This is a genomic window from Gordonia abscondita (assembly GCF_032711245.1).
In the GTDB taxonomy this organism is placed as follows: Bacteria; Actinomycetota; Actinomycetes; order Mycobacteriales; family Mycobacteriaceae; genus Gordonia.
The window spans coordinates 410,633-430,972 of record NZ_CP128986.1 but is presented as its reverse complement, the minus strand read 5'-3'; the positions used below and the strand labels follow the sequence as shown (position 1 = coordinate 430,972).

The 20,340-nt window shown below is 69.5% G+C and carries 19 protein-coding genes; 18 read left to right on the top strand and 1 reads right to left on the bottom strand.

Features of this window, described 5'->3' with window-relative positions; all coding sequences use genetic code 11:
- Window position 1 precedes the first annotated feature (1 nt).
- Complete coding sequence (gene eccD, locus MP11Mi_RS01945) at window positions 2–1,456, bottom strand: type VII secretion integral membrane protein EccD (RefSeq protein ID WP_420040644.1); 1,455 nt, start codon at window positions 1,454–1,456, stop codon at window positions 2–4.
- A gap of 111 nt (window positions 1,457–1,567) precedes the next feature.
- Here eccD and eccCa point away from each other — a divergent pair, with 111 nt between their 5' ends.
- From eccCa to tsaD, 18 genes are all read left to right on the top strand, one after another.
- Window positions 1,568–5,479: a type VII secretion protein EccCa gene (eccCa, locus tag MP11Mi_RS01940; protein WP_420040643.1), complete on the top strand. Its 3,912-nt coding sequence runs from the start codon at window positions 1,568–1,570 to the stop codon at window positions 5,477–5,479.
- Window positions 5,476–6,612, top strand: a complete 1,137-nt coding sequence (locus MP11Mi_RS01935) for a type VII secretion-associated protein (protein ID WP_420040642.1) — start codon at window positions 5,476–5,478, stop codon at window positions 6,610–6,612. Before eccCa ends, MP11Mi_RS01935 begins: the two co-directional genes overlap by 4 nt.
- A gap of 95 nt (window positions 6,613–6,707) precedes the next feature.
- Complete coding sequence (locus tag MP11Mi_RS01930) at window positions 6,708–7,241, top strand: YceI family protein (RefSeq protein ID WP_420040641.1); 534 nt, start codon at window positions 6,708–6,710, stop codon at window positions 7,239–7,241.
- Window positions 7,242–7,418: 177 nt separating this feature from the next.
- Entirely contained in the window at window positions 7,419–7,862 is a 444-nt protein-coding gene (rplM, locus tag MP11Mi_RS01925; RefSeq protein ID WP_237002390.1) for a 50S ribosomal protein L13, read from the top strand.
- Between the two features lie 47 nt (window positions 7,863–7,909).
- Complete coding sequence (gene rpsI / locus MP11Mi_RS01920; RefSeq protein WP_420712858.1) at window positions 7,910–8,377, top strand: 30S ribosomal protein S9; 468 nt, start codon at window positions 7,910–7,912, stop codon at window positions 8,375–8,377.
- Between the two features lie 14 nt (window positions 8,378–8,391).
- Complete coding sequence (gene glmM / locus MP11Mi_RS01915; RefSeq protein WP_420040639.1) at window positions 8,392–9,741, top strand: phosphoglucosamine mutase; 1,350 nt, start codon at window positions 8,392–8,394, stop codon at window positions 9,739–9,741.
- Between the two features lie 72 nt (window positions 9,742–9,813).
- Window positions 9,814–10,104 carry a hypothetical protein gene (locus MP11Mi_RS01910; RefSeq protein ID WP_420040638.1) on the top strand — a complete coding sequence of 97 codons (291 nt, stop codon included), beginning with the start codon at window positions 9,814–9,816 and terminating at the stop codon, window positions 10,102–10,104.
- Window positions 10,101–10,706 (top strand): hypothetical protein, encoded by a 606-nt coding sequence (locus tag MP11Mi_RS01905; protein WP_420040637.1) that lies wholly within the window; start codon window positions 10,101–10,103, stop codon window positions 10,704–10,706. Before MP11Mi_RS01910 ends, MP11Mi_RS01905 begins: the two co-directional genes overlap by 4 nt.
- Entirely contained in the window at window positions 10,703–10,894 is a 192-nt protein-coding gene (locus tag MP11Mi_RS01900; RefSeq protein ID WP_420040636.1) for a hypothetical protein, read from the top strand. Before MP11Mi_RS01905 ends, MP11Mi_RS01900 begins: the two co-directional genes overlap by 4 nt.
- A gap of 28 nt (window positions 10,895–10,922) precedes the next feature.
- On the top strand, window positions 10,923–11,822 hold the full coding sequence (locus MP11Mi_RS01895) for a dienelactone hydrolase family protein (protein WP_420040635.1): 900 nt from the start codon (window positions 10,923–10,925) through the stop codon (window positions 11,820–11,822).
- 18 nt (window positions 11,823–11,840) lie between these two features.
- Window positions 11,841–13,703 (top strand): glutamine--fructose-6-phosphate transaminase (isomerizing), encoded by a 1,863-nt coding sequence (gene glmS / locus MP11Mi_RS01890; RefSeq protein ID WP_420040634.1) that lies wholly within the window; start codon window positions 11,841–11,843, stop codon window positions 13,701–13,703.
- Between the two features lie 16 nt (window positions 13,704–13,719).
- Window positions 13,720–15,207, top strand: coding sequence for an NAD(P)H-hydrate epimerase (locus MP11Mi_RS01885; RefSeq protein ID WP_420712827.1), 1,488 nt, complete (start codon window positions 13,720–13,722; stop codon window positions 15,205–15,207).
- Window positions 15,207–16,379, top strand: a complete 1,173-nt coding sequence (gene alr / locus MP11Mi_RS01880) for an alanine racemase (protein ID WP_420040632.1) — start codon at window positions 15,207–15,209, stop codon at window positions 16,377–16,379. Before MP11Mi_RS01885 ends, alr begins: the two co-directional genes overlap by 1 nt.
- Window positions 16,372–17,592 (top strand): alpha/beta fold hydrolase, encoded by a 1,221-nt coding sequence (locus MP11Mi_RS01875; protein WP_420040631.1) that lies wholly within the window; start codon window positions 16,372–16,374, stop codon window positions 17,590–17,592. The genes alr and MP11Mi_RS01875 overlap by 8 nt, the downstream gene beginning before the upstream one ends.
- Window positions 17,585–18,055, top strand: a complete 471-nt coding sequence (gene tsaE / locus MP11Mi_RS01870; protein WP_420040630.1) for a tRNA (adenosine(37)-N6)-threonylcarbamoyltransferase complex ATPase subunit type 1 TsaE — start codon at window positions 17,585–17,587, stop codon at window positions 18,053–18,055. The genes MP11Mi_RS01875 and tsaE overlap by 8 nt, the downstream gene beginning before the upstream one ends.
- Window positions 18,052–18,759 carry a tRNA (adenosine(37)-N6)-threonylcarbamoyltransferase complex dimerization subunit type 1 TsaB gene (gene tsaB, locus MP11Mi_RS01865; RefSeq protein ID WP_420040629.1) on the top strand — a complete coding sequence of 236 codons (708 nt, stop codon included), beginning with the start codon at window positions 18,052–18,054 and terminating at the stop codon, window positions 18,757–18,759. The genes tsaE and tsaB overlap by 4 nt, the downstream gene beginning before the upstream one ends.
- Window positions 18,752–19,249 (top strand): ribosomal protein S18-alanine N-acetyltransferase, encoded by a 498-nt coding sequence (rimI, locus tag MP11Mi_RS01860; RefSeq protein WP_420040628.1) that lies wholly within the window; start codon window positions 18,752–18,754, stop codon window positions 19,247–19,249. Before tsaB ends, rimI begins: the two co-directional genes overlap by 8 nt.
- Window positions 19,246–20,274 carry a tRNA (adenosine(37)-N6)-threonylcarbamoyltransferase complex transferase subunit TsaD gene (gene tsaD, locus MP11Mi_RS01855; protein WP_420040627.1) on the top strand — a complete coding sequence of 343 codons (1,029 nt, stop codon included), beginning with the start codon at window positions 19,246–19,248 and terminating at the stop codon, window positions 20,272–20,274. Before rimI ends, tsaD begins: the two co-directional genes overlap by 4 nt.
- The last annotated feature ends 66 nt before the right edge of the window (window positions 20,275–20,340 follow it).

The following is a 20,340-nucleotide window of genomic DNA, read 5'->3' as shown; positions in this document are numbered from 1 at the left end:
GTCACCACTCGCGGACGAGTCGGTACGCGTCGAGTACCCACAACAGCAGCGGCACCACGATGACGAGGGTGCCGAGCTGGAGGAGCTCCACTGCCCGCACCTGCAGCGGCGAGAAGTCGCGTCCGGCCGCCACCGTCCCGACGAGAAGCCCCGCCGCGCCAAGTGCAGCCGCCGCACACATCGCGGCGACCGCTGTCGCCGATCCCGAGCCGACGTGTAGCGCGCCGACATACACCGCGGCGACGATGATCCCGGCCACGGCGCACGCGCCGCTCAGAATCAGGGTCGTCGACTGGATTCGATCGGCGTGCACGCGTCCGCGGACCAGTAGCGACGCTGCGGCGGCCGCGCAATACACGAGGACGACAGTGTCGGGCGATCCGACGGCGGCGGTCACGGTCACCGCGACGACGATCCAGACTCCGGCACCCGCCAGGATCCCGGTCAGGTACGACGATGCCGCCGCGGTCCGCCGGGACAGCGCAGCGAGGTCGCCGAGAGCGAGGTCGGCGAGGGCGCCGAGCGGATCGGCTGGAATCGGCCCGAGTGCGTCGACGCCGTCGACCACCGACCGTCGGACAGTCGGGTCGCCGGTCGGCGGCGCGGCCACCGGCACGGGCGGCAGCGGGAGACCGGCGAGCGCGATCGAGATCCGACTCGCTGACGGCAGCAGCATGACGCCGATCGCGGCGGACGTCGCCGCGATCGACAGCGGTGGAGCCGACCACACTGATGCGAGTCCGCCGGTCAGTGCAGCACCGAGTCCGACTGTCGCGATCGCGGTGTGCAGTGCCGCGGCGGTCCCGGTCCCGCGATGGCCGAGCACCGCGAGCGTCCCGGCGACCACTCCGGCGAGAGCGATCTGTGCGGGCAGTCCACCGCCACCCGCCGCGACTCCGGCGGCCGCGCCGAACACGCACGCGGTGACGGACAGGGTCGCGCATAACCGAGGATCCGAGCCGAGCCGGTGGCCGGTCACCGCCGCGGCCATCGACACGGCGGCCGCGATCGGAGTGAACAGCAGGGGAGTCGCGGTGTCGCCCGCGCAGACCGCGACGACCGCAGCCCCCGCCGAGACGACGGCCGCCAGCAGCACTGTCGCGTACGCCGCCCACCGTGCTGAGTCGGCCGTCCACTCGCTGCGGGACTCGCGCGTCAACGCTGCGACGCCCGCCGCCACGTCGTCGACCATCGCGCCGGGCGTCTCCGGCGGGTCGTCGGTCACCACGAGGAGGTCGCCGTCGTGCACGTCGACGCCCTGCAGGGTCGCGGTCGTCGGCAGCGGTGGTCCGCCCACGCGGGCCAGCGTCCAACAGTTGCCTGCCCCGTCGACGTGCAACAGCGCGAGCACATCCGGCAGCAGTGCGGCCAGCGGTACGTCGGCCGGTGCGGCCACGTCGACTTGCGTGCGCCCCCCGATCACCGAGATCCGAACTGATTCAGTCACAACGGTCATTTCGCAAACCCTCCCCCGAGGTTCGGTGTACAACCAGTGCATCGCTGCGAGGCGACGATGGCGTCGAGATAACCACTTCGACGCGATCTGTGTGGGGGATTCGGGGGAATCATGAACACTGAGAGTTTTTCGGTCGCGAACTCGGCGGGCTGGACGCCGACGATCGGCCATCGGCGTCGGCCTCGGCAGCCACGGACCGCGCCGCCGCCCGGCGACCTGTCGTTGGCGTCGCCGCCCGAACTGGCGCGGGCGGTCCCGCAGAACATGCTGCTCCGGCTGATGCCCGCCGTGATGGTCATTGCGGTGATCGGGATGATCTCGATGATGGCCGTGACCGGTGGGCGAACGGCGTTCGCGAACCCGCTGTTCCTCATGTTTCCGCTGATGATGGTGATGTCGATGGTCGGGATGGTGGCCTCCGGCGGGCGAGGCGGCCCTGCACGGGCCGCCGAAGTCAACGAAGACCGCAAGGACTATCTCCGGCATCTGGCTACGCTGCGCGATACCGCCGACGAAGCTGCCGCCGTCCAACGCGCCGACGCCGACCGCGACCACCCCGACCCGCGCGCGCTCCCATCATTGATCGGAACCGCGCGCATGTGGGAGCGGCGCCCGTCCGACGACGACTTCGGCGACGTCCGGATCGGTCTCGGCGCCCACCGCCTCGCGGGTGACTTGACGCCGCCGGAGACCGCGCCGGTGGAGAACGTCGAACCCGTGTCGGCGGTCGCATTGCGCAGATTCGTGCAAGCCCGGTCGGCGGTGCCCGGCCTGGCCACCGCGCTCGCCCTACGAGGATTCCCCGCTGTCAGCGTGTCCGGACCGCACGACGACGTCCACGCCCTCCTGCGGTCGATGGTCTGCCTGCTCGCCGTCCAACACGGACCAGACCATCTGGGAGTCGCCGCTGTCGTGGCTGACCCGATTGCCCCGCAATGGGACTGGATCAAATGGTTGCCGCACGTCGGGCATCCCGATCGCATGGACGGGCTCGGTCCGACACGGATGATCTACCGCTCGCTCGCCGGGTTCGAAGCCGATCTGGCCGACCACCTCGCCGACCGAGGCCGCTTCTCGCGAACCGACCCGTCGCCGGGACTACGCCACCTGCTCGTGATCGTCGGCGACGGAGCGATGACCGGCGACGAGGAACTGATGCTCGGCGCGGGCCTCGACGGTGTCACCGTCCTCGAACTCGGCGAGACCGCCGACTCGCTGGCCGCCCGCCGCGGACTGTCGTTGATCGTCGACGGCGACCGACTGTCGGCGAGAACCGCTGCCGGAGTAGAGGAGTTCGCCGTCGCCGACGCGTGCGGGCTCGCAACCGCCGAAACCATCGCACGGCGACTGGCGCGGTATCGACCAGCGTCGTTCGGTGCGCTCGCCGACCTCGACATTCCCACCACTGCCCCCGATCCGGGGCTGCCCGGCCTTCTCGGCGTCCCCGACGCCGGCCGGTTCGATCCGTCGCTCGCCTGGCGTGGTCGACGCGGCGCACAACGACTGCGCGTGCCGATCGGCTACACGACCGACGGGACTCCCATCGACCTCGATCTCAAAGAGAGCGCGCACGGCGGGATGGGGCCGCACGGGCTGTGCGTCGGAGCGACCGGGTCGGGTAAGTCCGAACTGCTTAGGACCCTCGTGCTCGGCTTGATGGCGACCCATTCGCCCGACGAACTCAATCTCGTCCTGGTCGACTTCAAGGGCGGCGCGACGTTCCTCGGACTTGAGTCGTCGAATCACGTCGCGGCCGTCATCACGAACCTCGAACACGAGTTGGAGATGGTCGACCGGATGGCCGACGCCCTCTCCGGCGAACTGCACCGTCGGCAAGAACTGCTACGTGCGGCAGGCAACTTCGCGAATGTCACCGACTACGAGCGGGCCCGTACCGCGGGCGCCGAGCTGGCTCCGCTGCCCGCGCTCGTCGTCGTCGTGGACGAGTTCTCCGAACTGCTCGCACAGAAGCCGGACTTCGCCGAACTGTTCGTCGCGATCGGCCGACTCGGCCGGTCGCTGCACATCCATCTACTCCTCGCCTCGCAGCGACTGGAGGAAGGACGACTGCGCGGACTCGACAGCCACCTGTCGTACCGGATCGGGTTGAAGACATTCTCCGCCAACGAATCCCGCACGGTTCTCGGGGTGCCCGACGCCTACCACCTACCGAGCGAGCCGGGCGCCGCCTACCTCAAATGCGACTCGTCGACGCCGGTGCGCTTCCGGACCTCGTATGTGTCCGGGCCGTACACCCCGCCTGCCGAAGACGCGGCGACGGAAGGACGCGGCCCCGCGGGAGTCGTCCGCGTCTGGAACGCCGACACCGTCGTGCGGCTCCCCGCGGACGACGACGAGCAGGCCGAGCGGGAGACCGACGCGATGGCGCCGACCGTGCTGGCAACGCTCGTCGGACGGATCGACGGCCACGGGTCGCGGCCGCACCCGGTGTGGCTCCCGCCCCTGGAACCCCAAATCGGCCTCGACACGGTAGTCGCCGAAACCGGCGGTTCGCCTGGCCGCCTCCGAACGGTCCTCGGTATCGTCGACCGCCCATACGACCAACGGCGCGACCCGCTGCTCATCGACCTATCCGGCGCTTCGGGTCACGCGGCGATCGTCGGCGGGCCGCGATCGGGCAAGTCGACCGCCATCTGCACGTTGATCGCCGGTCTGGCGCTCGGACATGCACCCGCCGAGGTCAGCGTGTACTGCCTCGACTTCGGCGGTGGAGCACTCGCCGCGATCGCCGGGCTACCGCACGTCGGCGGCGTCGCACCCCGCAACCGGCCAGATGCGGTGCGCCGCACCGTCGCCGAAGTGACCGGTGTCCTCACCGCGAGAGAAGCGTCCGCATCGGACGGGCCCGCCGACGGGTACGGCGACGTGTTTCTGGTGATCGACGGGTTCGGCGTCCTACGCAACGAGTTCGAAGAATTAGAAGAACAGGTGACCGACCTCGTCGCCCGCGGCCTGGCATACGGGATACACGTACTCGTCGCCGCTGCGCGCTGGGCCGATATCCGACCGAGCGTGAAAGACCTGCTCGGCACCAGGATTGAACTGAAACTCGGCGACGCCCTCGACTCCGAGATGGACCGTCGCTGCGCCGCGAGCGTGCCAGCCGACAAACCCGGCCGCGGCATCACCGCCGACGGACTGCACCTGCTGATCGCATCGCCGACCGTCGACGGATCGACGACGGACCTCGCCGACGAGATCGTCGCACGGTATCCCGCCCAGCGGGCACCCGCCGTTCGGACCCTCACGACGCGACTGACGCCCGCTGACTTCGCCGACCACGAACTGCCGACAGGTCCCGGACAGGTCGCGATCGGGCTCGGGGAGGCCGAACTCGCGCCGTTCGTCGTCGACTTCGCACGCGAAGCACACCTGCTGGTGTTCGGCGACGCCGAGTCCGGAAAGACCAACACCCTGCGTGTGCTGGTGCGCGGGCTTGTCGCGTCGGGGCAGGCGACCGATGTGAAGGTCGTGCTCGTCGACTACCGGCGGACGCTGCTCGGCACCGTCACTGGCGACCACCTCGCCGGATACGCGACGTCGACGCGGACGGCGGCGCCCATGATGGCGCAGCTCGCCGAGTTCCTCACCGCACGGCTCCCCGCCGACGACGCCAGCGCCGACGACCTCGCCGACCATAATTGGTGGACCGGACCCGATGTTTACCTGGTGATCGACGACTACGACCTCGTCACGAGCCCGGCCGGAAACCCGCTCGCGCCGATCGCGGACCTCCTCGGCCACGCCCGTGACATCGGCCTGCGGGTGATCCTCGCGCGGCGGTCGGGCGGTATCGGGCGTGCCCTGTTCGACCCGTTCATCGCGCGCATGCGGGACCTCTCGTGCGATGTGTTCCTGATGGCGGGCGATCCGGATGAGGGATATATCGTCGGCAGACATCGGATGCACAAGCTTGCCGTAGGACGGGGCGAATACGTCTCTCGGAGCCGTCGCGCCGAAGCCGTCCAGGTTCTCGCCCCTGACGAGGGGACGGACCGGTGAGCGGCGTCCTCGACCTCGGGTACGGCGAGAACCATCGGGGCGTCGACGAGATGTTCGAGCACATCGACGAGCCTGGGCTCGTCGTCCCGATCGCCGTGCCGTCGGGAACCGCGCAGGTCACGCACCCGTCGACGTGGGGCAGGCGACGGATCGCCGAACTCACCCGACGACTCGCCGCGGTCGGCGTCACCGCGACGCCTGTGCCGCGGGCGGTCGCACTCGCCCGGAGCCACACCGACGCATCCGTACAGCGCTGCGCGGTGATCGAGACCGCCGCCGTACCGTCGACCGGCGGTCACTGGGTGGCGCACCTTCTGCAGATGCGGGACGGCGACTGGACGATCACCGGGGTCGCCGTGGCACTGCCCCCCGACGTCCCCGACGACGCCGAGTGGGCGGCGATCGTCTCGGCCGCCGACGTAGCCGTAATCGACGGCCCCGATCCGGCGTCGGTCGACGACTCGATCCGGACCATCACGGCCCCGTCCGGCGGCGTGGTCCGCGCCGACCGGGCACTCCTCACTCGGCACGGGGGACGAGCAGCGTCGCCGCGCGCGAGCCTCGCGGCGGCGATCCCGCCGCCGCCAGTGCCGTCGCCGCGCCCCAAGACGCCGATCGCGGTCGGCGTCGCCGCGTGCGCGCTCCTCGGCCTCGGCTGGTTCCTGGTCAAGCCCGGTCCGTCGCCCGGCGAGTCGGCGACGACCGGTCAGCGGATCGGGGCCGTACAGGTGGACGCGCCCGCCGGCTGGCAGCGGTCGGACCTATCTGACGATCGGCCGGCCGACGGGTCCGGGCAGCGGGCGGTGTTCACCGATTCCGATGACGGCAGCCGGATCCTCGTCGTCGTCACAACACTGCGGGACGGGTCCACGCGGGCGAGCGTCGCGGAGAGTCTGGCCAACAGACTCGCGCAGCGCGCCGACGACGCGGTCCTCGAATTCGCGCCGGACACCGTGTTCGGCGGACGGCGCGTCATCTCCTATCGGGAACGTCCGGAATCCGGGCCGCCGATCGCCTGGTACGTGGACGTCGAACGGTCGATTCAGACGAGCGTCGGGTGTCAGCGGGGAAGTGGGGAGCAGTCGGTTGACGCCGAATGCGCCGACGTCGTCGCATCGCTGCGGCCGACGTGACCTCACATTCCCCGGTGAGTGTCGCCATCGCCTCGGGAGCGGGTGTCGACGCTCACCGGGGAATGTGAGGTCACGGGGTCCGTAGGCTGGGTTGCATGAGCATCACGACTTTCGGCCCGGACACCGGAGACCTCACACTGCACACCGGCGTGGCAGGCAAAGCCGCCCGCACCGGGCACAGTCTGACGATCGGTTTCACCGACTGGTCGGCGACCGTCGACGTCGACGCCCCGTCGCAGGTCCAGGTTCGCGTCGCCGTGGCCTCGCTCGAGGTGGTCTCCGGAGAAGGCGGCCTCACACCGATGAGCGCACCCGAGCGTGGTGTGGCCCGCGGCAACGCGACTAAGTCGTTGAAGGCCGACGAATTCGGCGAGATCATCTTCGTCTCGACCGGCGTCGCCGCCGACGGTGCGGGGTACCGCGTCGACGGGACCCTCACCATCGCCGGGCGCTCACGGGAGCACAGCGTGGTCGTGGCGCCGTCGGGTAGCGGCGCAGACCGCCGTGTCGCAGGCGAGACCACCGTGCGCCACACCGACTTCGGGATCAAACCGTTCTCCACGATGATGGGCGCGTTGAAAGTCGCCGACGAGGTGACCGTCCGCCTCTCCCTCTCCGTGCCCGAGTAGGCCTGCGTGTCCCGGTGGGACGGGCGGAGTAGACGCGCGTTTTGACCCGCACTGCCGCCGCCCCGTACTCTGGATCGCTGGCAGCGTGCGTTTTACGCCCCCGGGTCCCCACTGGTCGCCGGGAATCAGCGTGCATGTCGGCCTGACCAGCAACGAACCATCAAGTGAGGACCTACTGTGGCTACTTACAGCCCCAAGGCAGGTGACGTGACCCGTACGTGGCACGTCATCGACGCCACCGATGTGGTGCTCGGCCGCCTCGCCGTGCAGAGCGCGAACCTGCTCCGCGGCAAGCACAAGCCGACCTACGCCCCGCACGTCGACGGTGGCGACTACGTCGTCATCATCAACGCCGACAAGGTCGCGATCAGCGGCAACAAGGCGAACGACAAGCGCATCTACCACCACTCGGGTCACCCGGGCGGCCTGAAGTCCCGCACCGTCGGTGAGGTCCTCGCGACCCGTCCCGACCGTCTCGTGGAGAAGGCTGTCAAGGGCATGCTGCCGAAGAACAAGCTGGGCGATCAGATCGCTCAGAAGTTGAAGGTCTACGCAGGCCCGAACCACCCGCACGCGGCTCAGCAGCCCGTTCCCTTCGAGATCAAGCAGGTTGCCCAGTGAGCGAGAACGAGAACATCGAGGTCGTCGCCGCCGAAGAAGAGATCGTCCTGGAGGACGGCTCGTACACGAGCGAATCGGTCGAAGAAATTGCCGTCGAGGGCGCATCGGGCCGTGGCCCCGTGGTCCTGGAACACCCGATCCAGACCGTCGGTCGTCGCAAGGAGGCCGTCGTCCGCGTCCGCCTCGTCACCGGCACCGGTGACTTCCGCCTCAACGGTCGCACCCTTGAGGACTACTTCCCCAACAAGGTCCACCAGCAGCTCATCAAGGCTCCGCTGGTGCTCGTCGAGCGCACCGACTCGTTCGACATCCACGCTCGCCTCGTCGGGGGCGGACCGTCGGGTCAGGCAGGCGCGCTGCGTCTGGCTATCGCCCGCGGCCTCATCGAGATCAGCCCCGAGGACCGTGCGGTCCTCAAGAAGGCTGGCTTCCTGACGCGTGACGCACGTGCGGTCGAGCGTAAGAAGTACGGCTTGAAGAAGGCCCGCAAGGCTTCGCAGTACAGCAAGCGCTGATCGACTTCGCTACTGTGGCACGCCTTTTCGGCACCGACGGCGTCCGAGGCCTGGCCAACGCCCAGCTCACTGCAGAGCTGGCGTTGCGCCTGGCTTCGGCCGCCGTTTCTGTTCTCGGTGCACACACGAACTCCCGAGACGACGCGGCAGGCCTCCGGCCGCGTGTCGTGGTCGGTCGAGACCCCCGAGCTTCCGGTGAACTGCTCGAGGCCGCGCTGTGCGCGGGCCTCGCGGTCGCCGGCGCGGACGCGATCCGGGTCGGCGTGGTGCCGACCCCCGCTGTCGCATTCCTGACCGCGGATTACGGCGCCGACTTCGGCGTGATGATTTCCGCGTCACACAATCCGATGCCGGACAACGGCATCAAATTCTTCGCCGCGGGCGGGCACAAGCTGGCCGACCACGTCGAGGACGCCATCGAAGCGGCCATGGACGCACCGAATCCGCGTCCGACGGGCGCAGGCGTCGGCCGCCTCCACGACGCGCCGGACGCCGAGGAACGCTATTTGCGTCACCTCGCCGCGTCCGTCGACGGCTCGCTGTCCGGTCTGACGATCGTCGTCGACGGCGCGAACGGTGCCGCGTCGACCGTCGGCCCGAACGCGTACGAGGCGGCGGGTGCGACGGTCATCGCCATCCACTGCCAGCCCGACGGCTTGAACATCAACGACGGCTGCGGTTCGACACACCTCGACGTCCTGCAGGCCGCTGTCCTCGAACACGGCGCCGACTTGGGTCTCGCGCACGACGGCGACGCCGACCGCTGCCTCGCCGTCGACTCGACGGGCGCAGTGGTCGACGGCGACATGATCATGGCGATCCTCGCCCTGGACATGCATGAGCGCGGTGAACTCATCGACGACGTGTTGGTCGCCACCGTCATGAGCAATCTCGGTCTGCACATTGCGATGCGTGACGCGGGCATCGAGGTGAAGGTGACCGGTGTCGGCGACCGTTACGTCCTGGAAGAACTCCGCAAGGGCGGGTATGCGCTCGGCGGTGAACAGTCCGGCCACATCGTGATTCCGGCCGCGGGCACCACCGGGGACGGTGTGCTCACCGGTCTGCGATTGGCGGCTCGTGTCGCGGCAACCGGTACGCGGCTCGCCGACCTCGCGGGCGTCGTCACCGTGCTCCCGCAGGAGCTCATCAACGTCCCGGTCAGCGACAAGCATGCCGTCGCCGTCGCCGAGACAGTGCAGCAGGCAGTCTCGATCGCCGAGCGCGAGCTCGACGGGTGCGGACGAATCCTGTTGCGTCCCTCGGGAACCGAGCAGCTGGTCCGGGTCATGGTCGAGGCCGGAACGCATGAGGACGCACGCGACATAGCCGCCCGAGTCGCGGCTGTCGTCGCAGCCGTCTGAGGACGTCCTCGCCTCGGCCGGAGTGTCGGGGAACCGAAACGCGTCCCGCTGCGTCCAAAGGGTATGAGGCAGATGACGGACGTCCACGTCGACACTGACGGGTTGATCGATCACACGGCGCGGCATGCGACGCTCGCGTCCGATGCCGCCGACTGCGTCGCCGAGCTTCGCGCAGGCGGGTTCGGGGCGTGGTGGCGCGACGGACGGGAGACCGGCCTCGACGCCCGACTCACCGATCTCGCGGACCGTCTGGAACGTGCGGCCGGCGGGGTCGGTGACGCGGCAGGCCGCGTCAGGCGGAACGCCGTTGCCCTCTCTGCCGCGGACACCGCCGTGGCGCACGGCCTGCGGAGTCTGCCGTGATCGACGACCTGATCGCGATCCTTCACGTCGGAGCCGACCTGGGCCTGATCGCATACGACGAGACCGTCGTACGCGCGCCGCACCGTGACGCGGAAGCATTCGACGTCGACGCGCTCACCGCGGACGCCGCCCGGCTGCGGGCCACCGCGCACCGCCTCGACGATACGGCGGTGTCAACCGAAGTCTCGTTCGGCGACCTTTGGTCGGGGAGCGGAGGCGACGCGGCAGGCATCGCCTTGGCGTCCGCGACGACGAACGTCGACGCGGTCGTCGCCGAGATCGACGCGACGTCGGCCGCGCTCGACGCGGCGACGTCGACCGTCACCGACGTCATCGGCCGCTACCGCCACGCCATGGCGACAGTCTGCGAACCCACGATCTGCGGGATCGACGTCGACGCGCTGCGCGCGAGTGTCGCGGCCGGGTCGGTGACCAGGGACGACGTGCGCGGCGAACTCATCGCACGCATCGAATACGCGGACACCGTCGGACGGACCGTCACACAGGCACTGGCCGACATCGTCCGCACGGCAGCCACCGGCTTGGGCGCTACCGGCAGTGCGGCCTCCAGCGGCGAACTCGTCCTGGCGGGCAGACGATGAGTGCCATCGACCGGATCGTTCGTACCGGCGATGAGGCGGCCGCCGCCTTCGACGACGCCGAACGCCGATACCTCATCCGCAGGCAGACGCCGCCACCGCGACGACCCGTCTCGGTCACCCCCGCTGACGACGCGGCGCTCCTGCCGCCGCTGCTCGAATCGGCGGTCCGACGGCGGGTGCGCGAGTGAACCGCCTCGCCGGGTTAGGGTAGGAACCGTGTTCGGGAAGAAAGTGGTGGCGCCGCCGCCCGACAAACTGATGGCAGAACTCACACGACGCGGACCCCACAAGGTGGACCGCGGCGAACTCGGCATCGTCGGGATGAGTGGCCAGATCTTCGCGCCACGCGTCGGCACCAAACTGCCTGCCGTCGCGTTCGCCCACGACTGGCTCGCTTCCAGCCCGCGCTACCGCGACCTCGTCTTCCACCTCGCGTCATGGGGCATCGTCGTCGCCGTCCCCGACGGACAGACCGGTGTCTTCGCTTCCGATATCGACCTCGCCACCGACCTGCGGGCCGCCGTCACCGTGCTGCAGAGCGTCCAACTCGGCGACGGCACGGTCACCGTCGACCCGCACCGTGTCGGCGTCGCCGGACACGGTTTCGGTGCCGCGGCAGCGGTGCGCGCGGCGTCGGACGCGGTTCTCCTTGGTCGCCCGCCGATCGCACTGCGGGCTCTCGCCGCGGTCTTCGGGTCGCCGACCACCGCCGACCTGCTGCCAGCGGCAGCGACGGTCACCGCGCCCGCGCTCGTGCTGGCCGCAGGCGGGCAGATCGATTCGATGACCGCAAACGCGCTCGCCCTGGCCGAGAATCTCGGGGGTGATGTGGTGTTCCGCACCATCGCCGCCGCCGACAATCGCGGCCTCCTGGAACAGCGGGGACTCAAGTCGTTCATCGGCGTCAACGGCGCCGACAAGGGCACGCACGGCCCGGTCCGCGCGCAACTCGCCGGATACCTGCTGCACACGCTCGCAGGCGACGAGCGGTACGCGGCGTTCTCCGACCCGGAGGTGACGATGGGTGAGGCGACCGCGACCTCGGTCGACGAGACGGAACCCGCCGCGCTCGACCACCTGTCACAACTGCTGGGAGCGAAGCCTCCTAAGGCATAGCCGGTACTCTTCTATCTCATGTGCGGAATCGTTGGATACGTGGGCGCGCGCCCCGCGTTGGGCATCGTCGTCGACGCTCTGCGTCGGATGGAATACCGGGGTTATGACTCCGCCGGAGTCGCCATTCTCGATGGTGATGGAGGACTGGCCGTCGAGAAGAAGGCCGGCCGTCTGGAGAACCTCGACAAGCAGATCGCCGAGGTCGGCGCCGACACGCTGCACGGCAGCACCGGTATGGGACACACGAGGTGGGCGACGCACGGTCAGCCGACCGACCGCAACGCGCACCCGCACGTGAGTGCCGACGGCAGGCTCGCCGTCGTCCACAACGGGATCATCGAGAACTATTCGCCGTTGCGCGTCGAACTCGAGAACGCCGGCGTCGAATTCTTGTCGGACACCGACACCGAGACCGCCGTCCACCTCCTGGAGCGCGAATACACCTCCGGTGAGCACGCAGGCGACTTCGTCGCGAGCGCCTACGCGACCTTGCGTCGTCTGGAAGGCGCGTTCACGCTCGTATTCACCCACGCCGACCACCCCGGCACCATCGTGGCCGCCCGCCGGTCGACGCCGCTCGTCGTCGGTGTCGGCGACGGCGAGATGTTCGTCGCATCCGATGTGACCGCGTTCATCGAGCACACCCGCGATGCCGTGGAACTCGGCCAGGACGAGGTCGTCGTCATCACCGCCGACAGCTACTCGATCACCGACTTCGACGGCGTCCCGACCGGTGGTACCCCGTTCCACATTGACTGGGATCTCGCCGCCGCCGAAAAGGGCGGCTACGACTACTTCATGCTCAAGGAGATCGCCGAACAGCCGGAAGCTCTCGAGAGCACGCTGTCCGGTCACCTCCAGGACGGCCGGATCGTCCTCGACGAGCAACGACTGTCCGACCAGGACCTGCGCGATGTCGACAAGGTGTTCGTCGTCGCCTGCGGTACCGCCTACCACGCCGGACTGATCGCAAAGTACGCGATCGAGCACTGGACGCGGCTACCCGTCGAAGTCGAACTGGCCAGCGAGTTCCGCTACCGGGACCCGGTGCTGGGCCGTTCGACGCTCGTCGTCGCGATCAGCCAGTCCGGGGAGACTGCGGACACTCTCGAAGCGGTCCGCCACGCCAAGGACCAGAAGGCGCGCGTCCTCGCGATCTGCAACACCAACGGTGCCCAGATCCCGCGCGAATCCGATGCGGTCCTGTACACGCACGCCGGACCGGAGATCGGCGTCGCGTCCACCAAGTGCTTCCTCGCGCAGATCGCCGCCGCCTACCTGGTGGGTCTGGCGCTGGCGCAGGCGCTCGGCACTAAGTACCAGGACGAAGTAGTCCGCGAGTTCACCGAACTCGAGCAGATCCCGGCAGCCGTCCAGACAGTCCTGGAGCAGATGGATCCGGTCCGCGACCTGGCCCGGTCGTTCGCGTCGAGCGACACCGTCCTGTTCCTCGGCCGTCACGTCGGCTACCCGGTGGCGCTCGAAGGCGCGTTGAAGCTCAAGGAACTCGCGTACATCCACGCCGAAGGTTTCGCCGCGGGCGAACTCAAGCACGGCCCTATCGCGCTCATCGAGGACGGCCTGCCGGTGATCATCGTGATGCCGTCGCCGACCGGTCGCGCCCTGCTGCACTCGAAGATGGTCAGCAACATCCGCGAGATCCAGGCGCGCGGTGCGACGACCATCGTGATCGCCGAACCGGACGACGAAGCCGCCGCGGCCGTCGCCGACCACCTGATTCCGATCCCGGCGACGCCGACGCTCCTGCAGCCGCTCGTGTCGACGGTCCCGCTCCAAGTATTCGCCGCAACCGTCGCACAGTCGCGCGGATACGACGTCGACAAGCCGCGGAACCTGGCTAAATCGGTCACCGTCGAATAACCGAGGGGACAGTCTCGTGGTGATCGGATTCCATGCCGCGCAGTCGATTCGGGACGCCGAACGCGCGACTGGGCCGCTGTTGGCCGACGGGGTGCTGATGGCGCGGGCCGCGCACGGAGTCGCGGCGACCGTCGTCGACGAACTCCGTCGTCGCTACGACGGTGTGTACGGCCGGACCGTGGTGCTCGTCGTCGGTGCGGGCGACAACGGCGGTGACGCCCTCTACTCGGCCCGGCATCTCCGCAGCCGAGGCGTCCGAGTACGAGCGGTCCTGACCGCTCCCGATCGCGTGCATGCGGCCGGACTCGTCGACTTCCACGCGGTCGGCGGCCGACTGGCTGACTCTCGCGACCCTTTCGACGGCGCCGACCTGGTTGTCGACGCGATCGTCGGGTTGGGCGGCCACGGCCCGTTGCGTGAACCCGCCGCGACGCTCATGGCCGACGTCGCACGGGCCGGTCTCCCGATCGTCGCCGTCGACCTGCCGTCCGGTGTTGACCCCGACACCGGAACCGTCCACAACCCATCGGTGCGGGCCGACGTAACCGTCACGTTCTCTCTACGCCGACTAGCCCACCTGTTCGCGGCGCCCTCGTGCGGGTCGATCACGGTGCGCGACATCGGTATCCCGGCCCCCGAGCGTCCTGAGGTCGAGTCGCCGTCGGACGTCGACGTTGCCCGCGCGTGGCCGCTGCCCGGCCCGTCCGACGACAAGTACACGCAAGGTGTCGTCGGCGTGATCGCCGGCTCGGCGCGCTATCCCGGCGCAGGGGTCCTCGCGACGACCGCCGCGATCGCGGCGACCTCGGGCATGACCCGCTATGTCGGGTCCGCCGCGGCGCAGGTCGTCGCCCACCGCCCCGAAACGGTGGCGGTCACCGACCTCGACGACGCCGGACGCGTGCAGGCGTGGGTGATCGGCCCCGGATTCGGCACCGACAGTGATTCTGCCGACGTGCTGCGCCGGGTCCTCGTCGACCCGGATCAGGGTCGCGTACCCGTACTCGTCGATGCTGATGCGCTGACAGTGCTCGCTGGCGACGCCGGCCTGCGCGCCGCGATCGGCTCCCGGCACGGCCCCGTCCTGCTGACTCCGCATGCGGGCGAGTTCTCCCGGCTCGCTGCTGCGGTGGACAGCGCCGCCGCCGACCTCCTCGCACAGAATCGACTCGCTGCGGTCCGGTGTCTGGCCGCTGACCTGGGCGTCACCGTGCTACTCAAGGGGCATCTCACGCTTGTCGCCGACCCCGACGGCACCGCGTGGGGAACCGACGCGGGCTCGTCGTGGGCGGCCACCGCGGGCTCCGGGGACATTCTTTCCGGTATCGCGGGCGCACTCCTGGCCGCGGGAATCGCGCCGCGCGAAGCCGGAACAATGGCTGCCCGGCTGCACGCGCATGCGGCGGAACGCGCGAGCGGGGGAGCGCCGATCGGAGCCTCCGACCTCGTCGCAGCGGTCGCGCCCGCGTTACGGGAACTGATGCGTTTGCGACAATGGACGTGATGACCACCGCAAATCTGATCGCCACCATCGACCTCGGCGCCATCGCGCACAATGTCGGTGTACTCCGCGAACGCTCCGGCGCCGGGGTAATCGCCGTGGTGAAGGCCGACGGCTACGGTCATGGTGCGCTCCCGGTCGCACACACCGCTCTCGCCGCAGGCGCGCACGCGCTCGGCACCGCGAGTATTCGCGAAGCCCGCGAATTGCGGGCCGGCGGCATCGATGCGCACATCACCGCCTGGCTGCATCGACCCGACGCCGACTTCGCCGGTGCCGTCGCCGACGGCATCGATATCGCAGTCTCGTCGCCGCGACAGCTCGCGGCCGTCGTGGACGCCGCGCGCGCCACGGGCACTCGCGCCGTGGTCTCAGTCAAGGTCGACACCGGACTCGGCCGGAGTGGCGTCGCCCGCGAAGAATGGGAGCAGGCCGCGGCAGACCTCGCGCGCGCCGTCGCCGAGGACGCCGTCGAACTCCACGGCGTCATGTGCCATCTGGCGTTCGGCGACGAACCCGATCATCCGCACAACGATCTACAGGCGCAACGGCTCGACGCGGCCGTCGCCGACCTCACCAGGCTCGGCGCGCCGCCCACCGTGGTCCACATGTCCAATTCGCCTGCCGCGCTCACTCGCCCCGATCTCTCGCGGGACCTGGTGCGTCCGGGTATCGCGATGTACGGCTACTCGCCGATCCCGGCGATGGGCGACTTCGGGCTGATACCGGCGATGACCCTCGAATCACAGGTCACGACGGTCAAGAAGGCCGACGCCGGGCAGGGCGTCTCCTACAACCACACCTGGCACGCGTCCGCCGACACCGTGATCGGCGTGGTCCCCGCCGGATACGCCGACGGTGTCCCGCGGAATCTGTCCGGGCGGCTGCAGGTCCACATCGGCGATCGCCTGTACCCGAATGTCGGCCGCATCTGCATGGACCAGCTGGTCGTCGACCTCGGGCCCGACGGGGGAGGCGTCCGAGAGGGCGATCGCGCAGTGCTGTTCGGGCCCGCGTCCGCAGCGGCCGGCGCACGGGTGCCCACCGCGACGGACTGGGCCGATGAACTGGGAACCATCAACTATGAGATCGTCGCGCGTATCGGTTCCCGACCGGAGCGGCGGTACGTCGGCGGAGTGGGGCACCAACAGGGGGATGAGGATTCGGATGGCTGAACGACGAAGTCGGTGGGCCGGGACCGCATGGCGATCGGGGCTCGGACAGGCCGGCACACTCGGTAAAGAGGTCGCCGGCGGGGTGGTGCGGCGACGCCGCGCACGCAAGGCGACCGGGACCGATCCGCACCGGGACGTCGACTTCACCGCGATCTACCGTGACGAGGCGTCGACCGTGACAGCGGACGACGGTGTCGCGCTCGCGGTCCGTTCGGTGATCACCGGGCCAGATACCGATCCGAGTGGACAGTCGTGGGGTCGCACGTCGACACCGGAACTGACGGTGATCTTCGTGCACGGTTTCACGCTGCGGATGGCATCGTGGCACTTCCAGCGGTACGGGCTGGCGCAACGATGGGCCGACCGGCGCATCAAAATGGTGTTCTACGACCAGCGCGGGCACGGCGCGAGTGACCTCGTACCCCGCTCCAGTTCGACGATGGCGCAGCTCGGCGACGACCTCGACGCCGTCATCCGGACCATGGCCCCGACCGGTCCCGTTGTGCTCGTCGGACATTCGATGGGCGGCATGTCGATCATGTCGCTCGCTCGCCGGAATCCGCGACTGTTCGGGCACCGCGGCCGTATCGCGGGTGTCGCCCTGGTATCGACTGCGGCGCGCGGCATCACCGAAGCGGGGCTCGGCGAAGGGTTGAACAATCCACTCGTCGACGCGCTCCGGGTTTCGGTCCGTTACGTTCCGCGCGCTGTCGAGGCCGGACGCGGCATCACCCGTCGAGCGGTGGAACCCGTGCTCGTGGCCGCGAGTTTCGGGCCCGGCTACTACAGTCCCGCCGCAGGCCGCGCGCTGGAGAAGATGATCCAGAACACGCACATCAGCACCATGGTGAACTTCCTGAAGGTGTTGGAGAGCCATGACGAGTCGACGACGATTCCAGTGCTGGCGCAGGTGCCGACCGTCGTCATGTGTGGCGACGCCGACCGGCTGACGCCGCTGCCCAACGCGTTGCGCATGTACGCCGAACTCGGTGCGGACTCCCGGCTCGTCGTCGGCGAGGGATGCGGACACATGTTGCCGGTTGAGGCGCCCGACCTCGTCGACGACGGCATCGACGACCTCGTGTCCCGCTCACGGCTCGCTCTCGGACGGCCGGTGCGGCCCGCGCGCATTTCGGCACGCGAACGGGCTCGACGGGAAGGGGCCGCACAGCATTTGGACGCCGAACCAGTCGGGCGGACCAGCGATGACTGAGCGAGGTGTGGGCGGGCACCGGGACCTGCCGGACACTGTCGACACCGAAGGGCTCGGCCGCGAGCTCGCCGCCGACCTGCGCGCAGGGGACCTGGTGATCCTGGATGGACCGTTGGGCGCGGGGAAGACGGCGTTCACCCGCGGTGTCGGCGCGGGACTCGGCGTCACCGGGCGAGTGTCGTCGCCGACGTTCATCATCGCGCGCCAGCACGCGCCGGGCGTCGCCGGACGCCCCGGCCTGATCCACGTCGACGCGTATCGACTCGCCGACGCGAACGGCAACGCGACCCTCGACGATCTCGACGCGCTCGACCTCGACACCGATCTCGCCGACAGCGTCGTCGTCGTCGAATGGGGCGAGGGCGTCGCCGAGCGACTGACCGACGAACACCTGCTGGTCCGACTGCGGCGCGACGACGAATCCGAGACACGGCACGCCGTGTGGGAGTGGGTGAGCACATGAGCGGCGAGTGGACCGTTCTCACGATCGACACCGCAACCGAGACGGTCGTCACCGGAATTGTGCGTTTGACGGCGACCGGTGCCGCGACGGCGCTCGCCGAACGCGCTGTCCACGACCACCGACGGCACGCCGAGATCCTGACGACTCTCATCCGCGAGGTGCTGGCCGAGGCAGACGTCGCCGGAACCGACCTAGACGCTGTTGTTGTCGGGGCGGGCCCCGGACCGTTCACCGGGCTGCGTGTCGGGCTCGCGACCGCGGCGGCGTACGGCGATGCGCTTGGCCTTCCTGTTCACGGTGTGTGTTCGCTCGATGCGCTCGCCGCGGTGGCCGCCGACCGGACCGCACTCGTCGTCACCGACGCCCGTCGTCGTGAGGTGTACTGGGCCCGGTATCGCAGCGGGCAGCGGACCGCCGGACCTGATGTCGCCTCACCTGCGACGGTCGCTGACACGGTTGCCGACTGGCCGGTTGATGCCGTCGTCGGCCCGCCGACGTTCACCGAACCGATCGCCGCGGGGCGCGCCGAGGAGGTCGGCGTGACGCATCCGACGCCTGCCGCGATCGCGAGGGTGGCGTTCGATGCGATCGTGGCCGGGGTGGTCCCGCCGCCGCTCGAACCGCTGTACCTGCGGCGACCCGACGCTGTGGAACTGAAGGATCAGCGGCGCAAGTCGCTGCTGCCGGTGACCGACGGTGCCTGAGGCGCCGGGGAATCCGGTCAACGCGCTGACCCCCGCCGACCTGCCGCGTTGCGCGGAACTCGAAGCGCAACTGTTTGCGGGCGACTCGCCGTGGCCGCTCGCCGGTTTCGTCGCCGAACTGCGGGCCGACCACAATCGCTACTTCGCTGCGCGCGCCGCCGACGGCACAGTCGTCGGGTATGCGGGTGTGAGCGTGCTCGGTCCCGTCGACGACCGCGAATGCGAGGTCCACACGATTGCCGTCGACCCTGCGTACCAGGGGTTCGGACACGGGCGGGCACTGCTTGACGCGTTGCTTGACGTCGCCGACCGCGAGCATGCCGCCGTGTTCCTGGAAGTTCGTACCGACAACGCGCCCGCGATCACCCTGTACGAACGCAACGGCTTCACCGTCGCCGGGACGCGGCGCAATTACTATCAGCCCTCCGGTGCAGACGCCTACACGATGGTGCGTCCGGCGGGGGAGTCCGCGAAGGAGGAACACCCGTGATCGTGATGGGCATCGAGAGCTCGTGTGATGAGACCGGCGTCGGCGTCGTCGACTGGGACGGCGAGACGGCGACGCTGCTGGCCGACGAGGTGGCCTCCAGTGTCGACGAGCACGCCCGGTATGGCGGCGTGGTGCCCGAAGTGGCGTCGCGCGCACACCTGCAGGCGATGGTTCCCACCATGACGCGCGCCCGGGAGGCGGCGGGCATCGACCGGCCGGACGCTATCGCCGTCACCATCGGGCCCGGCCTGGCGGGCGCGCTCCTGGTCGGTGTGGCCGCAGCCAAGGCGTACGCGCTCGCGTGGGACGTCCCGCTGTATGCCGTGAATCATCTGGGCGGCCACGTCGCCGTCGACACGCTCGAACACGGTCCGATGCCGCCGTCGGTGGCCCTGCTCGTCTCGGGCGGGCACACCCACTTGCTCGGTATCGATCGATTGTCGCAGCCGATCATCGAGATGGGGACCACTGTCGACGACGCCGCGGGCGAAGCATTCGACAAGGTGGCCCGACTCCTCGACCTCGGCTATCCCGGCGGCCCCGCCCTCGACGCGGCGGCCCGCAACGGCGATCCGTCGGCCATCGCGTTCCCCCGCGGCATGACTGGACCGCGGGACGCGCCGTTCGACTTCTCGTTCTCCGGACTCAAGACCGCCGTCGCACGCTTCGTGGAGGGCGAGGTACGGGACGGGCGCGAAGTGTCGGTCCCCGACGTCGCCGCGTCGTTCCAGGAGGCTGTCGCGGATGTGTTGACCGTCAAAGCGATCCGTGCGTGTCAGTCACGTGATGTAAGCACGCTGGTCCTCGGCGGGGGAGCGACGGCCAATTCGCGCATCCGCTCGATGGCGCAGGATCGGACCGCCCGCGCGGGCATCGACCTGCGTGTTCCCCAGCCTCGACTGTGCACCGACAACGGTGTGATGGTCGCGACCCTCGGCGCGCACGTGATCGGTGGAGGCGCTCCGGCGTCCCCGCTGACCGTCGCGACCGACCCCGGTATGTCGGTACAGATCAGCAAACTGTGATCGAAAATACCGTCTGGTGTTGAGAGCTGGCACTCGCATGGGTAGAGTGCTAGTTGGCTCTGGCGC